Origin of the sequence: Streptomyces caeni (genome assembly GCF_042678285.1) — a bacterium.
In the GTDB taxonomy this organism is placed as follows: Bacteria; Actinomycetota; Actinomycetes; order Streptomycetales; family Streptomycetaceae; genus Streptomyces; species Streptomyces caeni.
On sequence record NZ_JBHUDX010000019.1, the window covers coordinates 64,596 to 78,819 of the forward strand.

The following is a 14,224-nucleotide window of genomic DNA, read 5'->3' on the forward strand; positions in this document are numbered from 1 at the left end:
TCCGGGCGCCGGCCCGCGGCGGCGCGCTCCTCGTGGTGCGGCGCGCCCCGGGCCGGTCCTCCCGTCCTGACGAACGCGGCCGCTGCCCGGTCCGGGCGTAGGCACGGCAGGGTCACGCTCCGCGGCGGTCCGAGCCCCTAGGCTGCGTCCCATGGCACCGAACATCGCGACCAACACCGCCGTGACGCTGGACGAGCTGCTGGACTTCGTACGACCCCGTCATCGGGCGATCCTGCTGACGCGGCGCGCCGACGGGAGCCCTCAGGGGTCGCCCCTGACCTGCGGGGTCGACGACTCGGGGCGGATCGTGGTCTCCACGTACCCGGAACGCGCCAAGACGCGCAACGCCAAGCGGGATCCGCGTGTCAGCCTGATCGTGCTGAGCGACGACTGGAACGGGCCATGGGTCCAGGTCGACGGCACCGCCGAGGTCATCGACACCCCGGACTCCGTCGAGCCCCTCGTCGAGTACTACCGCAACATCGCGGGCGAGCACCCGGACTGGGACGAGTACCGGCAGGCCATGGTCAAGCAGGGCAAGTCGATCATCCGGGTCACCCCGCAGCGGTGGGGACCGGTGGCGACGGGCGGCTTCCCAGCCCGCCTGGCGTCCTCGGACGACTAGGAACCCCGCCGGTTCCGGGCGACCATCGCCTCGATGCCCGCAACCAGTGTCTCCAGCGCGAACGTGAAGTCGCGTTCACGCATCTCCTCCACCGTGTCTCCGCCGCGGGCCTGAACGAGGGCCGCGGACCGGTGCACGACCTCGCTCAGCTCGGGGCTCCGGGTCACCGCGCCCATGGCATGGCGGAAGTACTCGTCCTGGCTCATCCCGGCCGCGGCGCAGCGTGCGATGAAGTGGCCCTCGATCGTGCCGAAGCCGTACACGAACTGGAAGACCGCCGAGATCGCGCCCGTCTGGCCGTGCGCGGGCAGCCCGGTCAGGCGGATCACCCGCTGCACGGCGAGCGAGAAGTCGATGGAGTGCGGGCCGATGTTGAGGAAGGTTCCGGCGAGCGGCGACAGCCAGGGGTGGCGCACCAGCAGCGTCCGGTACTCCGTGGCGAGCGCCCGCAGTTGGTCGCGCCAGTCCTGGTCCGAGTCGGCGGCCGGCAGCCGCATCTCGCCGAAGACCGCGTCCAGCGCCAGCTCCAGCAGGTCGTCCTTGGTGTCCACGTACCAGTAGACCGACATGGCCGTGACGTTCAGCTCCGTGGCCAGGCGGCGCATGGAGAACCTGGCGAGGCCCTCCGCGTCCAGCAGCCGCACCGTCGCCTCGGTGATCCGGCCCCGGTCCAGGCCGGAGGGCTGACCGCCGCCACCGCGCGCTCCACCGCCCCGAGGCGCCTTGCCCTCCAGCCAGACGCTGGTCCGCGCCGGGCGCCCCGCCCGCTGGGCTGCGTTGACCATGGCGCACCTTCCTCGACACTCCGACCGCTGGTCACGATGCTAGGCCCCGACCGGAACGCGAGGATCCGCACCTCGGCCGCGAGCGTCCCGCGCTCGACCGGCCACGCCGTGGTCCGGCGCTTCCCGGCGACCGCCTCCTGCGAGTCTGCCCGCTGCGCCCTGTGCGCCAACGCCGCCGCGGGAAACCCGGTGGGCGGGGCACACCGGTGCCCCGCCCACCGCCGTCACGGCCGAACCGTCAACTCCCGCTCGTTTTGCGAGTCAGGTCGTAGAGGGTGGCCGAACCGGCCGTCACCTTGGTGAAGTTCTCCTCGACCCAGGTACTGATCTGCGAGGAGACGGAGGAGCCGCCCTTGCCGTTGCCCCAGCCGCCGAAACCGCCACCGGAGATGAAGTAGTGGATCCGGCCCTCAGCCACGTACTTCTGGAACTGGGCGAGCGTCGGGGAGGGATCGCTGCCGTTGAACCCGCCGATCGCCATCACCGGGTCACCCGTGGCGAGCTGGTAGCTGGCGGCGTTCTGGGAGCCGACGGACGCGGCCACCCAGGTGTAGTCCCCGGCGTCCTTCTCCAGCAGCTTCTTGGCCTCGGAGCCGACGTTCGCGCCGTTGAGCAGACCGCCGATGCCGCCGGCACCGCCCATGCCGCCCTCGCCCGTCCGGCCGCCGCCGGGGAGGCCACCGCCCTGCTGGTTCGGGCCGGTGCCGTTGCCCTGCCGGTTCTGGCCGTTCTGGCCGTTCTGGCCGTTCTGGCCGGGCATGCCGCCGCCGGGAAAGCCTCCGGTGCTGCCGCCCGGGGGGCCGTTCGGAATCTGCGTGGTGCCGTTCGGCTGGGTCCGGCCCGGCATGCCGCCGCCGAAGCCGCCGCGCATACCCCCACCGCCCGGACCGCCCCGGCCGCCCATCATGCTCGCGCCCACCGGACCGGCCGTGACGATGGAGCCGGTGTGGCCCTGGTTCACCGTGGTGAGGGTGTACGCGGCCGGGCCCGCGAGCGAGGCCACCACGCTCACGCCCACCACCGCGAGGGCGAGCCGCCGCCCGAGCCGGCCCGCGAAGACCAGGCCGAGGGCACCGGCCAGACCGCCCACGAGGACCAGCCACTTCAGCCAGGGCAGATAGTCGGGCGTGCGGTTGAGCAGGACGTATCCCCACGCCGCCGTCGCCGTGACGGCGGCCGCGAGCGTGAGCGACGCCCATGTCCTCGACCGCTCCTCCCACAGGACCGCGACGCCCATGCCGACCAGGGCGGCGATGTAGGGGGCCAGCGCCACCGTGTAGTACTGGTGGAAGATGCCGGCCATGTAGCTGAAGACGGCCAGCGTCATCAGCAGCGAGCCGCCCCAGGCGAGGAACGCGCTGCGGACGGTGTCCGTACGAGCGGTCTTCCGCGTGAGTACCAGGCCCGCGACGAGCAGGATCAGCGCGGCCGGGAGCAGCCAGGAGACCTGGCTGCCGATCTCGGAGTTGAACATCCGGTTCCAGCCGGTCTCCCCCCACGGACCGCCGCTGCCGCCGCCTCCCCCGCCCCGGCCCCCGACGCTGCCGGTCTCGTCGCCGTTGATGCGGCCGAGGCCGTTGTAGCCGAAGGTCAGCTCCAGGAAGGAGTTGTTCTGCGAACCGCCGATGTACGGGCGGGACGACGCCGGCCACAGCTCGACTATCGCGACCCACCAGCCGCCCGCCACGACCAGCGCGACGGTCGCGAGGGCCAGCTGCGCGAGCCGCTTCATCGGCTTGACGGGTGCGCAGACGCCGTAGACGACCGCCAGCGCCGGCAGGATCAGGAACGCCTGCAGGGTCTTGGTCAGGAAGGCGAAGCCGACCGCGACGCCCGCCCACACCAGCCACTTGGTACGGCCGTCCTCCAGGCCCCGCAGCACGAAGTAGACCGTGAGCGCCATCAGCAGCGCGAGCAGCGCGTCCGGGTTGTTGAACCGGAACATCAGGGCCGCGACCGGCGTGAGCGCCAGCACCGCGCCCGCGATCAGGCCGGCCGCGGGGCTGAAGCGGCGCCGGACCGCCGCGTACACGACGGCGACCGTGAGAACGCCCATGACGGCCTCGGGGACCAGGATCGCCCATGAGCCGAGGCCGAAGACCCGCACCGACAGCGCCATCGGCCACAGCGCGGCCGGGGGCTTGTCGACGGTGATCGCGTTGCCCGCGTCCAGCGAGCCGAAGAAGAACGCCTTCCACGACTTGCTGCCGGCCTGGACCGCCGCCGAGTAGAAGGAGTTGGCGTACCCGGATGCGCTCAGGCCGTACAGGTACAGCACCGCGGTGACGAGCAGCAGCCCCAGGAAGGCGGGGCGCGCCCAGCGCGGGTCCTCGGGCCGCCCGCGCCGGAGTGTGTGCGCCGGCGGCGGCTGCCCGGGCTCACCTGCCGGGCGGGGCGGCCCCCAGGAGGAGGGCGCCGTGTCCCCGGGGAAGGTCGTGCGGGGATGGTCAGTTGCCATCGTGGTTCCTCGCATGGGTGGTGTGCGGGCGCACCGGCTGCAGTGGCATGGTCGCGTCCCTTCAGGTGGTGCGGTCCGCGTCGGCATCGGCGCGGAACCCGGTGGTGCCGTACGCGTCGTGGGCAGCGCGCGGGTCCTGCTGGTACTGCTGTTGGCCGGGATGGTCCTGGTACTGCTGGTGCTGCTGGTGCTGGAGGTGCTGCCGGGCGGCGGGGGGCGGAGACGCCGGGAGACCGTCGCGCCGGTCCGGGAACAACCACGCCCTGAAGAGCAGGAACCTCAGGACCGTCGCGGCGAGGTTGGCGGCGATCAGCACCGCCAGTTCCGTGGAGTGCGAGGGGTCGCTCGTCGCCGCGTTCAGGGCGGCGAGGGAGCCGCTGGTGAGGGCGAGGCCGATACCGAAGACCACCAGGCCCTGCGCCTGGTGACGGACGACACCGCCGCGGCCCCGCACGCCGAAGGTGAGCCGGCGGTTGGCCGCCGTGTTGGCGACCGCGGAGACCAGCAGGGCGAGCGCGTTGGCGATCTGCGCGCCCGCGACCTGGCGGAAGAGGCTGTAGAGCGCCAGATAGAACATGGTGGACAGACCGCCGACCACACAGAACCCGACGAGCTGGCGAGCCAGGCCCCGCGGCACGTCCTTGATCTCCCGGTCGCGTGGATCGTCCCCGAAGGGCCGGGCGAGCCGGTCGAGCGGCAGCGAACCGGTGGCCAGGGCCCTGCCGATGCGCCACACGCCCCTGAGGTCGTCGGTCGCCGTCTTCACGATGTGCACGGTGGTGTCGGGGTCGTCGACCCAGTCGACCGGCACCTCGTGGATACGCAGGCCCGCGCGCTCGGCGAGGACCAGCATCTCGGTGTCGAAGAACCAGCCGGTGTCCTCGACCAGCGGCAGCAGCACCTGGGCCACGTCACGGCGGATCGCCTTGAAGCCGCACTGCGCGTCCGAGAAGCGGGCCTGCAGCGATCCGCGCAGGATCAGGTTGTACGCACGGCTGATGAACTCGCGCTTGGGACCCCGCACGACGCGGGAGGCGCGGGCGAGCCGGGAGCCGATCGCCAGGTCGGAGTGGCCCGAGATCAGCGGCGCCACCAGGGGCAGCAGCGCGTTGAGATCCGTCGACAGGTCCACGTCCATGTAGGCGAGGACCGGGGCCTCGGAGGCGGACCAGACGGTCCGCAGCGCCCGGCCCCGGCCCTTCTGCTCCAGCCGGAAGCACGTCACCTCGGGGATCTGTGCCTCCAGCCGCGCGGCCACCTGCGAGGTCGTGTCGGTGGAGGCGTTGTCCGCGACCGTGATGCGGAACGCGTACGGGAAGGTGCGCTTGAGGTGCTCGTGCAGTCTGAGCACGCACGGCTGGAGGTCCTTCTCCTCGTTGTAGACGGGGACCACTACGTCCAGGACAGGCGTACCGGCTCCGGCGGCCGGGAGGTGCTCCCGTGCCGGCAGGGTGCCGGGAGAGGAATCGGTTCGCATGGCACCGACTCTTCTCAAGCGCCCTGTCGCACCCATGTGCTGGCACTGTGGTGCGGCTGTGAGTGGCGTCGCGGTCCCGTTTCCGAGCCGTGCGGCGCCACCTCGGCGGTGAGCGCGGGCACGTGCACGGTGAACACGGTGCGGCCGGGCACGCTGTCCACGGTCACGGCACCGCGGTGCGCGGCCGCGACGGCCTGCACGATGGCGAGCCCGAGCCCCGTCGAGCCGGTGGACCGGGACCGTGCCGAGTCGCCGCGCGCGAACCGCTCGAAGACGTGCGGGAGCAGATCGGGCGGAATGCCCGGGCCGTCGTCCTGGACGTCCGTGCACAGCCATGGCCCGCGTTGTCGCACGCGCGCCGTGACGGTCGTACCGGGAGGGGTGTGGTTGCGCGCGTTGGCGAGCAGGTTGACGAGGACCTGTTGGAGCCGTGCGGCGTCCGCCGACACGAGCGCGGGCTCGTCGGGCAGTTCGAGCCGCCAGTTGTGGTCCCGCCCGGCGGCGCGCGCGTCGCTGACGGTGTCCACGACGAGCGGGACGAGGTCGGTCCGCTCGAACTGGAGCGGTCGCCCGGCGTCCAGGCGCGCGAGCAGCAACAGGTCCTCGACGAGCAGGGTCATGCGCCCTGCCTCGGACTCGATCCGTCCCAGGGCGTGCCGGGTGTCGGGGCCGGTCTCCTCCCGTCCCCGCCTGGTCAGCTCGGCATATCCGCGGATGGAGGCGAGCGGGGTGCGCAGTTCGTGACTGGCGTCCGCGACGAACTGCCGTACGCGCATCTCGCTCTGCTGCCGCGCGTGCAGCGCGCCGTGGATGTGGTCGAGCATGCGGTTGAGCGCGGCCCCGACCTGTCCGACCTCGGTGTGCGGATCGGTCTCGGACGCCGGGACCCGCTCGTCGAGGGTCACCTCGCCGGCGTGCAGCGGCAGTTCGGAGACGCGGGTGGCGGTCGCGGCGACCTTGCGCAGGGGGCGCAGGGCGAGACCGACGAGCACGGAGCCCGCGATACCGGCCGCCACGAGACCGGCGGCCGTGACACTGACCTCGACGATGACGAGGGTGTCGATGGTGTTGGTGACGTCCGCGGTCGGTACGGCCGCGTAGAAGCTGCCGTTGACACCGGTCCGGTATTCGGCGCGGTACTCGCCCAGCCCGGGGATGTCCACGCTGTGCGGCCCGCCGTCCTTGGGGACGGAACCGAGCGCGGCGGTCTGGGCCGCGCTCAGGGCACGCGCACTGGACTGGGGAACGCCGTTGGCGTCCTTGTACCGCTTGCCGATCCTGGCCTCGGTGATGCCGCCGTTCTCGACCTTCGCAGCGATGGTGTTCATCGGCTGCGGGCCCCGGGCGACGAAGTCCTCCAGCGTGAACGTGTCGTTCCCGTGCTCGGGCGCGACCCCCTTGGGCCCGACCGGGGCTCCAATGGGCCCGCCCGTCGCCCGCGCCGCCACCTCGCCCAGCCGGCCGTCCAACTGCTGGTACAGGTGCTGCCCGAGCGCGATCGTCGTCACCGTACCGATCACGACGCACACCACGGCGATCAACGCCACCGCCGAGACGACCAGCCGCGTGCGCAGCGTGCGCGGCTGTCGTCCTCCCCTGCGGGTACGCGACCGCCGTCGCCCGCTCATGACGCGGCGGGCTTGATCAGGTAGCCGGCGCCGCGCCGGGTGTGGATCATCGGCTCCCGGCCCGCGTCGATCTTCCGCCGCAGGTAGGAGATGTAGAGCTCGACGACGTTGGCCTGCCCACCGAAGTCGTACGACCACACGCGGTCCAGGATCTGCGCCTTGCTGAGCACGCGCCGCGGGTTGCGCATCAGGAACCGGAGCAGTTCGAACTCGGTGGCGGTGAGGTGGATGTTCTCACCGGCCCGCGACACCTCGTGGCTGTCCTCGTCGAGGGTGAGGTCGCCGACGACGAGCACGGAGTCCGAGCGGCGGTCGGCGGCACCGGACCGCCGGATCAGCCCGCGCAGCCGGGCCACGACCTCCTCGAGGCTGAACGGCTTGGTGACGTAGTCGTCGCCGCCCGCGGTCAGGCCCGCGATGCGGTCCTCGACGGCGTCCTTCGCGGTGAGGAAGAGGACGGGCACGTCGGGCAGTTCGCGTCGCAGCCGCCCCAGCACGGCCAGGCCGTCCATGTCCGGGAGCATCATGTCGAGAACGACGGCGTCGGGCCGGAACTCGCGCGCGGCCTGGATAGCGCCGTGTCCGTCACCCGCGCTGCGGATCTGCCAGCCCTCGTAGCGCAGGGCCATGGACAGCAGTTCGGTGATCGACAACTCGTCGTCCACCACCAGCACTCGGACGGGGCTCCCGTCCGGCCTCAGCAGTTCGGTGCGCCTCTGGGGCGAGGTCGTGGTCATGCTCGACACCTTGTCGGGGTCCCCTGAGAGCGCCCTTTCACCCGTCTGTGATTTCCCTAAGAAACACACAGGCACCTCTCAGGAAACTCCTAGGAGACCGTGAACCCGCCTTGGAATGCGCATAGTTGACGGGACAGCACTAACGGCCGGGTCGGTGTCGCGGGACGTGTCCCGGGCGGTTCACCCTTCTGCGTGCGCCCGCTGAAACGTGTGGCTGCGCTCGACCCTGGCGACGTGCAGCGAGTACGACTCGTACCAGCGCTCGCGCCCCTGCTTCTGAGCCGCCCGGTGCTCCAGGTCGCCCCGCCACTCCTCGACGGCGGCGAGGTCGCGGAAGTACCCGACCGTGATCGACAGCCCGCCCGGCGTCCGGGCGTGGTCCATCCCCAGGTACCCGGGGACCTCCTTGACCAGCTCCTCCATCCGCTCGGCGGTCTCCGCGTACCCGTTGTCGTCCTGGGCCCGCACGGAGGTGAAGACGACGGCGTAGTACGGGGGTTCGTGGGCGGGGACGGGAACGGGGACGGGGACGGGGGCCGGTGCGGGGGCGCCGGGGGAGGGCACGGACCCACCAGGCGCAACGCGGTGATCGCTCATGACTCCACGATCGGTGATCGGGCACCGCCGGTCCAGTCCCTTCTCGAACGGGATCCACGGGGCATCGAGCCGCCAGCCACGCCGTCACGGCATCGCCGCCCCCTCAGAACAGCCCTTCCTGCGCCCCCGCGTCCCCGACCTCGCGCACCGGCACGGTCACGTCGTCCCGGTCGGCAGTGGTCAGCGCCCATCCCGTCATCAGACGCGTGTCCAGGACGACCACCCCGCGCCCGGCGGCCAGATGGAGATCTGGCCCGGCGGCGGCCAGCACGTCCCCGCTCACCACCCCGCCCGCGACCAGCTCGCTCACCACGCCGTCCGTGCGCGGCAGCCCCTCGAACCCGAACACCGCGCCGTGGTCGACGGCCCGGAACGGCGCCCGCTCCAGCGACTCCGGCCATCCGTGGAGCGCCAGCGCCCGCGTATGCAGCTCCGCCAGTTCGGCCTCCCGTTCCCCGATCGGCGGCAGGCCGGCCCGCACCGCCCGCTTACCGGCGTACGGAATCCGGTCCGGCACCCGGAGCGCGGCCCGCAGCAGTTCCTCCGTGCGCCGCGCCGCCATCAGCGGCCCACGCCCCAGCCAGCTGAAGGTGACGGCGCCCTGCTCCAGCAGCCGCGCCGGTCCACGCCCGACCGCCGTGATCCCGACCTTGACCATGCCGGGCCCGAACCACGCGAGGTAGACGCGGTACGGCCGCGGGTCGTCGGCGAGTGTGTCGGCGGCGACCGAGTGGGCCCGGTCGAGGCGCGCGCACTCCTCGCACCGTGCACCGGTGCTGCGTCCCGGCACCCCGGCCCGCGCCGGGCATCCGTGTCCGCGCGCACCCACACAGCTCCGCGCGCCGCCCGCCACGACCGCGAAGGCCACCCGCTTGCCCCGCTCCAGACCACTGCACCGCCCGCCTTCCCACGCCAGCACGGGCACGCCGTCACCCCACCGCAGCCCCGCGCATCTCCACAGCTGTGTCATCACTGCCGAGAGTAGGGGCCACCACTGACATCGATCCTCGTGGGCGGCTTCCGGCGATCGTGGCCCAGCCACTGGCTGACGCCCGCAACGGCGCTCCGTTCCGGACCGCATGCAAGGGCTCCGCCGTGAAGGCGCGTGCAGGGCCGGAGCGCTCCTCACCTCAGGTGAGGTCGGAGAGATCCTCTTGCGTGAGGACGATCTCTCCGGCGGCGGTGTTCTCCTCCAGGTGGGCGAGGGAGCCGGTGCCCGGGATGGCCAGGGTGACAGGGGAGGAGCCGAGCAGCCAGGCCAGGGCGATCTGAGGGACCGTGGCGCCATGCCGGTCCGCGACCTTGGCCATGCGGTCACCGGTGAGGTCGCTCAGGCCGCCGCCCAGCGGGAAGAACGGCACGTAGGCGATGCCGGCGTCCTCGCAGACCGCCAGGACCTCCGTGTCATCGCGCTTGGCGGCGTGGAAGTGGTTCTGGACGGCGGCGACGGGTGCGATCGCGCGGGCCTCGGCGAGGTGGCCTGCGTCGACGTTGCTCAGGCCGAGGTGGCGGATCAGTCCCTCCTCGCGCAGCGCTGCCAGCGCCTCGAAGCGTTCGGCGACGGATTCACCGTGCGGCGGCGGCATGACGCCCCCAATGCGCAGATAAACCAGGTCGAGCCGGTCCACACCGAGGGTTTCGAGGTTCTCCTCGACCATGGGCCGCAGGACCGTGGGATCGGTGGTCGCGGCCAAGCCGCCGTCGGGGGTGCGGGCCGGGCCGACCTTGGTGGCGATGACCAGCCCGGCCGGGTAGGGGTGAAGAGCCTCCCGGATCAGGGTGTTGGCCCGAACGGTGCCGTCGCCGCTGGTGTAGAAGGTTGCGGTGTCGATGTGGTTGACGCCCAGTTCCACGGCACGGCGCAGGACGGCGCGACCGGTTCCGGGATCGCGCGCCGGACCATGGAAGCTGTCGGTGGGCAGGCGCATGGCCCCGAAGCCGATCCGGTTGAGCAGAAGGTCGCCACCGAGGCGGAAGTCGTTTCCCATGCCCCCAGCCTGGACCGCGGGGGTGCGGCCCGCGAACCCGTGGCAGCTTGCTGCCATCGGGCAGAATGGCGGAGTGGCAGACATCGTGACGATCCGAGGTGACCTGGAACTCCTCGCTCGTACCGAGCATGTCTTCTCCGCTGTTCACGAGGAGTTCATCTGTGCCGCCCGCGATCTCGACACCTGGTCCCGCCCCGGGGCCCGGCAGGCCGCCGGCGCCCACCTCATGAACGGTGACCCCAGGCGGATCCGCAAGCTGTTCAGCCCGGCCTCGCTCGCCGACCGGCGCAGCCGCGAGCACCTCGGCAGGCTCGTCGACAAGGGCGCCCAGGTACGGATCGCCGCCACCGCTCTGCCTCATGAGACGATCATCATCGACCGCCGGTTCGCGATCCTCGCCGGCGTGAACGACCCAGGTGGCCGCGAATACACCCTGACCACCGCGCCCACCCTGGTAGGCGGCGTATACGCGCTGTTCGAAGCCGCCTGGGAGACCGCGACCGGTCTCCATGCCTTCCTGCGCGGCGAGCACCCCCGTCTCGATGCCGAGAGCCGAACGGTCCTGCGCGCCCTGGGGTCCGGCGCCACGGACGAGGCGGCCGCGCGCCGGCTCGGCATGTCCCTGCGCACCTACCGCCGCCGCGTCGCCGGCCTGCTCGACGCCCTCGACTCGGCCTCGCGGTTCCAGGCCGGCGTGCGCGTCGGCGAGATGGGATTGAGTGACTGAGGGGTCGGCCGAGTATCCGTCAGGCAGAGTGCTCTCGGCTTGGCAAGCTGCGATCATTTGCGGCTGTACTTCGCTGCTGTACGCTCCCGAAACGCCAGAGGCCCCGGATCATTCCGGGGCCTCTGAGCTGCGCGCACTCGGCAGGATTCGAACCTGCAACCTTCTGATCCGTAGGCGCGTGCATCGCGTGAGCGCCGCGTCCCAACGAGGGGCTTTCGGCTCGTCGCGCGCCGCCTGGACACGGCGGACGGTGCGCCGTCGTACCTTGATGTACGCCGCTGTTGATGTCAGCGGTTGGTGTCAGACGGTGATGCGGCCGGACGCTGAAACAGTGCTCCTGACCTGCGGTGTGGTAGGTCCACGATGCGTACGAGGGTGAATCCCGCAGCCTTGTAGTACCGGTGCAGTCCCTCGTTGTCCTTCCATGCATCCAGACGAAGCCACCGCTTCCCCTGCGCCGCCGCACGCTCGGCGGCCCAGTCCAGCAGCCTCACGCCGACGCCGGCCGCGCTCCGGCTCACAGCCATGCGGTGCAGGTACAGGGCAGCGCCCGGATCGTCGTCCGGCGTCCAGAACTCCGGGTCGGCGAAGTCGTCCACTTGCATGGTCGCGATCGGCTCGCCGTCCTCAAATGCGAGGAAGCACACTCCCCGTTCCAGCGCCGTCATGATGCGGTCGCGGTGCGGCGGGTACTGCCACTGGTCGATGCCGCGGGATGCGAGCCATGCGGACGCGCCACTCAGCAGCCCTTCCACGACGCCGAGTTCGTCAGGACGGCCGGGACGGATGTGCAGATCGCTCATGCTTCCTCGTTCGGCGCTTCGCGCTGTCGCTCGTAGGAGATCACGTGCCGGTCCCCGGGGAGCACGGTCACAGCGACGCGCACGGGTTGCCCTTCGGCCGTAGATCCGGTGGTCATGTGGACGCCGACCGGCGTGCCGGGGCCAAGGTCGAGCCGATGCACCTGCTCCGGCGTGGGCATCCGGATGTAGATCTCGTCCAGCGCCCGCACCTGCCGGTACCCGAGTTCGGCCAGCACCTCGTTCGCGCCGCGGGAGATGTCCTCCGGGCGCATGACCTCCGAGTCCCGCACGATGGCGAGCGGGAAGTAGCTGTCATTGATGTTGAAGGGCTCGCCATCGAGGTACCGCACCCGCTTGCGGACCGCGACCAGTTCGCCCGGCTCCAACCGCAACCGCTTGGCCACGTCTTCCGGCGGCTCCACGATCGCCACTTCGATCTCCTGCCGCGGCTCACGTCCCTCCGCCGAGTATTCGGTCATGAAGGCGTCCATCTCTGGCGAGTAGGGCCGCTTCCGGAACTCCGCTTGCGGACGGAACACCATCGGCCGGCGGCGCCGGACGAAGTGACCCTGCGGCCGGGCTGAGACGACAAGCCCCTCGTTCACGAGCTGTGCGAGCGCCTTTCGCACGGTTTCCCGCGACACGCCGTACTGGTCGCGCAGCTCAGCCTCCGTCGGAAGCTTCGCGTTCGGTTCGAGCTTCCCGGACGTGATCTGCTCCCGCAGCGCGTCCGCGATCTGCTGGTACATCGGGTTTCGCCCGAGTCGGGTCACTGCCATGCCTCCCATGGAAGCCGCTCGCTGACTGCATTGTCCAGTCAATGCGGCCAATGCTCTTGCGGCCCATCGCCACGTCTGCCAACATCCTGACTGTAGCCATTGTACGGACAATAGCTACAGCGCCCCGGGCATTCCTGTGTCTTCTCGCAGGCTCGCCCGGGGTGAAGGGGCCCGGGACAGAGCGGGCCGAGGGACCCGGACCCCTGGTCAACCGGAGGGCTTAGACCGAAAGGTCACGTCTCCATGCGCCTGAAACGGGAGCGCGCTCCCGAAGGAGACAGCGACACGCACGCTCAACCACTTCGCGGCACCCACCGCCGCGGCCGGTTGCCTCCGCTGCTCGTCTCGTACGGGCAGCGCCGAGGGGAGCCGGATCGTCCGACCCCAACGGCAAGCGCCCCGGTGCGGGAACACCGGGGCGCGGTTCGGGCCGTTGCCACCTGCAAGGGAGAACACGACCCATGGAGCACATCGGTGCACTTCAGATGGTTGTTACCGTCGACGGTTTCGACCGCGAGCCGACGGCTGCGGAGCTGGACGCGATCGAGCAGGAGATGCCCGCGATCCTGGCGGAGGTCGACCTGCTCGACGCGCAGATCATGACCCTTGACCGCACGCCGACCGAACTGGACGCGCGGCGGATCCGCCGGGCCCGTAACCGGGTGCTGACCGCGCGGCGGGACCTGGTCAACCGCGCGGCGGGCGCGAGCATGCCGGGTGGTGCGGCGTGAAGGCCAAGACCGTTCTGCCCGCCGTTGCGATGACGGCGGTGTCCATGGTCCTGACCCTGGCCGTGGTGGTGATGTGGCTGGGCACCGCGATGCCGTGGCCCGTCGCGCTGGTCGTGGGTCTCGGCATCGACGGCGGATGGCTGGCCACCCTCGCCTACGAACGCCGCCTTGCCGCGCAGGGTGACCACAGCCGCGCCGTCACCGCCGTCGGCTGGTGCTTCGGCGCCGTAGCGACCGGCGTTCTGGTCGCGCACGCCCTCGGGGAGGACTCCCCCGGCGCGTGGCTGGCCGTGGCGTGGCTCCCGGTCGCGGCCAAAGCGTTGTGGCTGGTGCACGGGCTGTGGGAGCGCACCGCGCTCACCCCGGTCGCGCTGGACGCCATCGCGGGTATCCAGCAGGAAGCCCGCGACGAAGCGGCCGTGGCCCGTGCCCGGCTGCGGGCCGAAGCGGCCACCGAGGAGACCCGGCTGACGGCCGTGACGCAGGCGGGCGCGCGCGTCGCACGCGTCCAGGCCGAGACCGCCGCCACCCTGGCCGACGCGTGGTCGACGCTGGAGGCGGCGCGACGGGGTGAGGACACCGGCAGGGCGCTGACCAGCGTGACGGCCCGCGTCACACCCGACGTCACGCCCACGTGGGAGCTGCCCGTGTGGGGCCCTGTGGAGCCGGTTGCCGCGCTCCCGCCGGGGGACGGCAACGCCCTGCCGGACGCGGCGCTTGACGAGTTGGTCGACGAGATCCGTCACAGCCAGACGCCCGCTCTGTCCTACCGCGAGATGGCCATCCGCTTCCGCGCGGCCGGCCACTCCGCATCCGAGATGCGCCTGCGCGCCGCGTGGAAGCGCGTCGTGGCCTGACGCCTTCCCCCTGCTTCGCACCACTCTGTCTG

14 protein-coding genes are annotated in these 14,224 nt (G+C 71.6%); 4 read left to right on the top strand and 10 right to left on the bottom strand.

The annotated features are described in order from the left end of the window. The first annotated feature begins 151 nt into the window (after positions 1-151). Complete coding sequence (locus tag ACFSL4_RS07685; protein WP_381079885.1) at positions 152-625, top strand: PPOX class F420-dependent oxidoreductase; 474 nt, start codon at positions 152-154, stop codon at positions 623-625. Here the strand turns inward: ACFSL4_RS07685 and ACFSL4_RS07690 are convergent. The 8 genes from ACFSL4_RS07690 to ACFSL4_RS07725 form a co-directional block, all read right to left on the bottom strand. Then, a complete protein-coding gene (locus ACFSL4_RS07690; protein WP_381079887.1) occupies positions 622-1,410 on the bottom strand; it encodes a TetR/AcrR family transcriptional regulator in 789 nt (262 codons plus the stop codon). The genes ACFSL4_RS07685 and ACFSL4_RS07690 overlap by 4 nt on opposite strands. Positions 1,411-1,648: 238 nt before the next feature. Then, positions 1,649-3,868, bottom strand: a complete 2,220-nt coding sequence (locus ACFSL4_RS07695) for an ArnT family glycosyltransferase (RefSeq protein WP_381079889.1) — start codon at positions 3,866-3,868, stop codon at positions 1,649-1,651. A gap of 61 nt (positions 3,869-3,929) precedes the next feature. Continuing rightward, complete coding sequence (locus tag ACFSL4_RS07700) at positions 3,930-5,345, bottom strand: bifunctional glycosyltransferase family 2/GtrA family protein (protein WP_381079891.1); 1,416 nt, start codon at positions 5,343-5,345, stop codon at positions 3,930-3,932. A gap of 14 nt (positions 5,346-5,359) precedes the next feature. Continuing rightward, positions 5,360-6,973, bottom strand: coding sequence for a sensor histidine kinase (locus tag ACFSL4_RS07705; protein WP_381079893.1), 1,614 nt, complete (start codon positions 6,971-6,973; stop codon positions 5,360-5,362). After that, positions 6,970-7,710 carry a response regulator transcription factor gene (locus ACFSL4_RS07710; protein ID WP_381079895.1) on the bottom strand — a complete coding sequence of 247 codons (741 nt, stop codon included), beginning with the start codon at positions 7,708-7,710 and terminating at the stop codon, positions 6,970-6,972. The genes ACFSL4_RS07705 and ACFSL4_RS07710 overlap by 4 nt, the downstream gene beginning before the upstream one ends. Before the next feature lie 180 nt (positions 7,711-7,890). Continuing rightward, the gene (locus ACFSL4_RS07715) at positions 7,891-8,307 is read right to left on the bottom strand and encodes an antibiotic biosynthesis monooxygenase family protein (RefSeq protein ID WP_381079897.1); all 417 of its coding nucleotides are present in this window, start codon (positions 8,305-8,307) and stop codon (positions 7,891-7,893) included. 103 nt (positions 8,308-8,410) lie between these two features. Then, positions 8,411-9,277 carry a DUF2797 domain-containing protein gene (locus tag ACFSL4_RS07720; RefSeq protein ID WP_381079899.1) on the bottom strand — a complete coding sequence of 289 codons (867 nt, stop codon included), beginning with the start codon at positions 9,275-9,277 and terminating at the stop codon, positions 8,411-8,413. 160 nt (positions 9,278-9,437) lie between these two features. Next, positions 9,438-10,295: an aldo/keto reductase gene (locus tag ACFSL4_RS07725; RefSeq protein ID WP_381079901.1), complete on the bottom strand. Its 858-nt coding sequence runs from the start codon at positions 10,293-10,295 to the stop codon at positions 9,438-9,440. 73 nt (positions 10,296-10,368) lie between these two features. Between ACFSL4_RS07725 and ACFSL4_RS07730 the strand changes: the two genes are divergently transcribed. Next, positions 10,369-11,022, top strand: coding sequence for a DNA-binding response regulator (locus ACFSL4_RS07730; protein ID WP_381079903.1), 654 nt, complete (start codon positions 10,369-10,371; stop codon positions 11,020-11,022). A 287-nt stretch (positions 11,023-11,309) separates the two neighbouring features. Here ACFSL4_RS07730 and ACFSL4_RS07735 read toward each other — a convergent pair whose 3' ends face one another. Continuing rightward, the gene (locus tag ACFSL4_RS07735; protein WP_381079905.1) at positions 11,310-11,825 is read right to left on the bottom strand and encodes a GNAT family N-acetyltransferase; all 516 of its coding nucleotides are present in this window, start codon (positions 11,823-11,825) and stop codon (positions 11,310-11,312) included. After that, complete coding sequence (locus tag ACFSL4_RS07740; protein ID WP_381079907.1) at positions 11,822-12,574, bottom strand: GntR family transcriptional regulator; 753 nt, start codon at positions 12,572-12,574, stop codon at positions 11,822-11,824. Before ACFSL4_RS07740 ends, ACFSL4_RS07735 begins: the two co-directional genes overlap by 4 nt. A gap of 491 nt (positions 12,575-13,065) precedes the next feature. Between ACFSL4_RS07740 and ACFSL4_RS07745 the strand changes: the two genes are divergently transcribed. Further along, a complete protein-coding gene (locus tag ACFSL4_RS07745; protein ID WP_381079909.1) occupies positions 13,066-13,335 on the top strand; it encodes a DUF6284 family protein in 270 nt (89 codons plus the stop codon). Beyond that, positions 13,332-14,192, top strand: coding sequence for a protein spdB (locus ACFSL4_RS07750; RefSeq protein ID WP_381079911.1), 861 nt, complete (start codon positions 13,332-13,334; stop codon positions 14,190-14,192). The genes ACFSL4_RS07745 and ACFSL4_RS07750 overlap by 4 nt, the downstream gene beginning before the upstream one ends. The last annotated feature ends 32 nt before the right edge of the window (positions 14,193-14,224 follow it).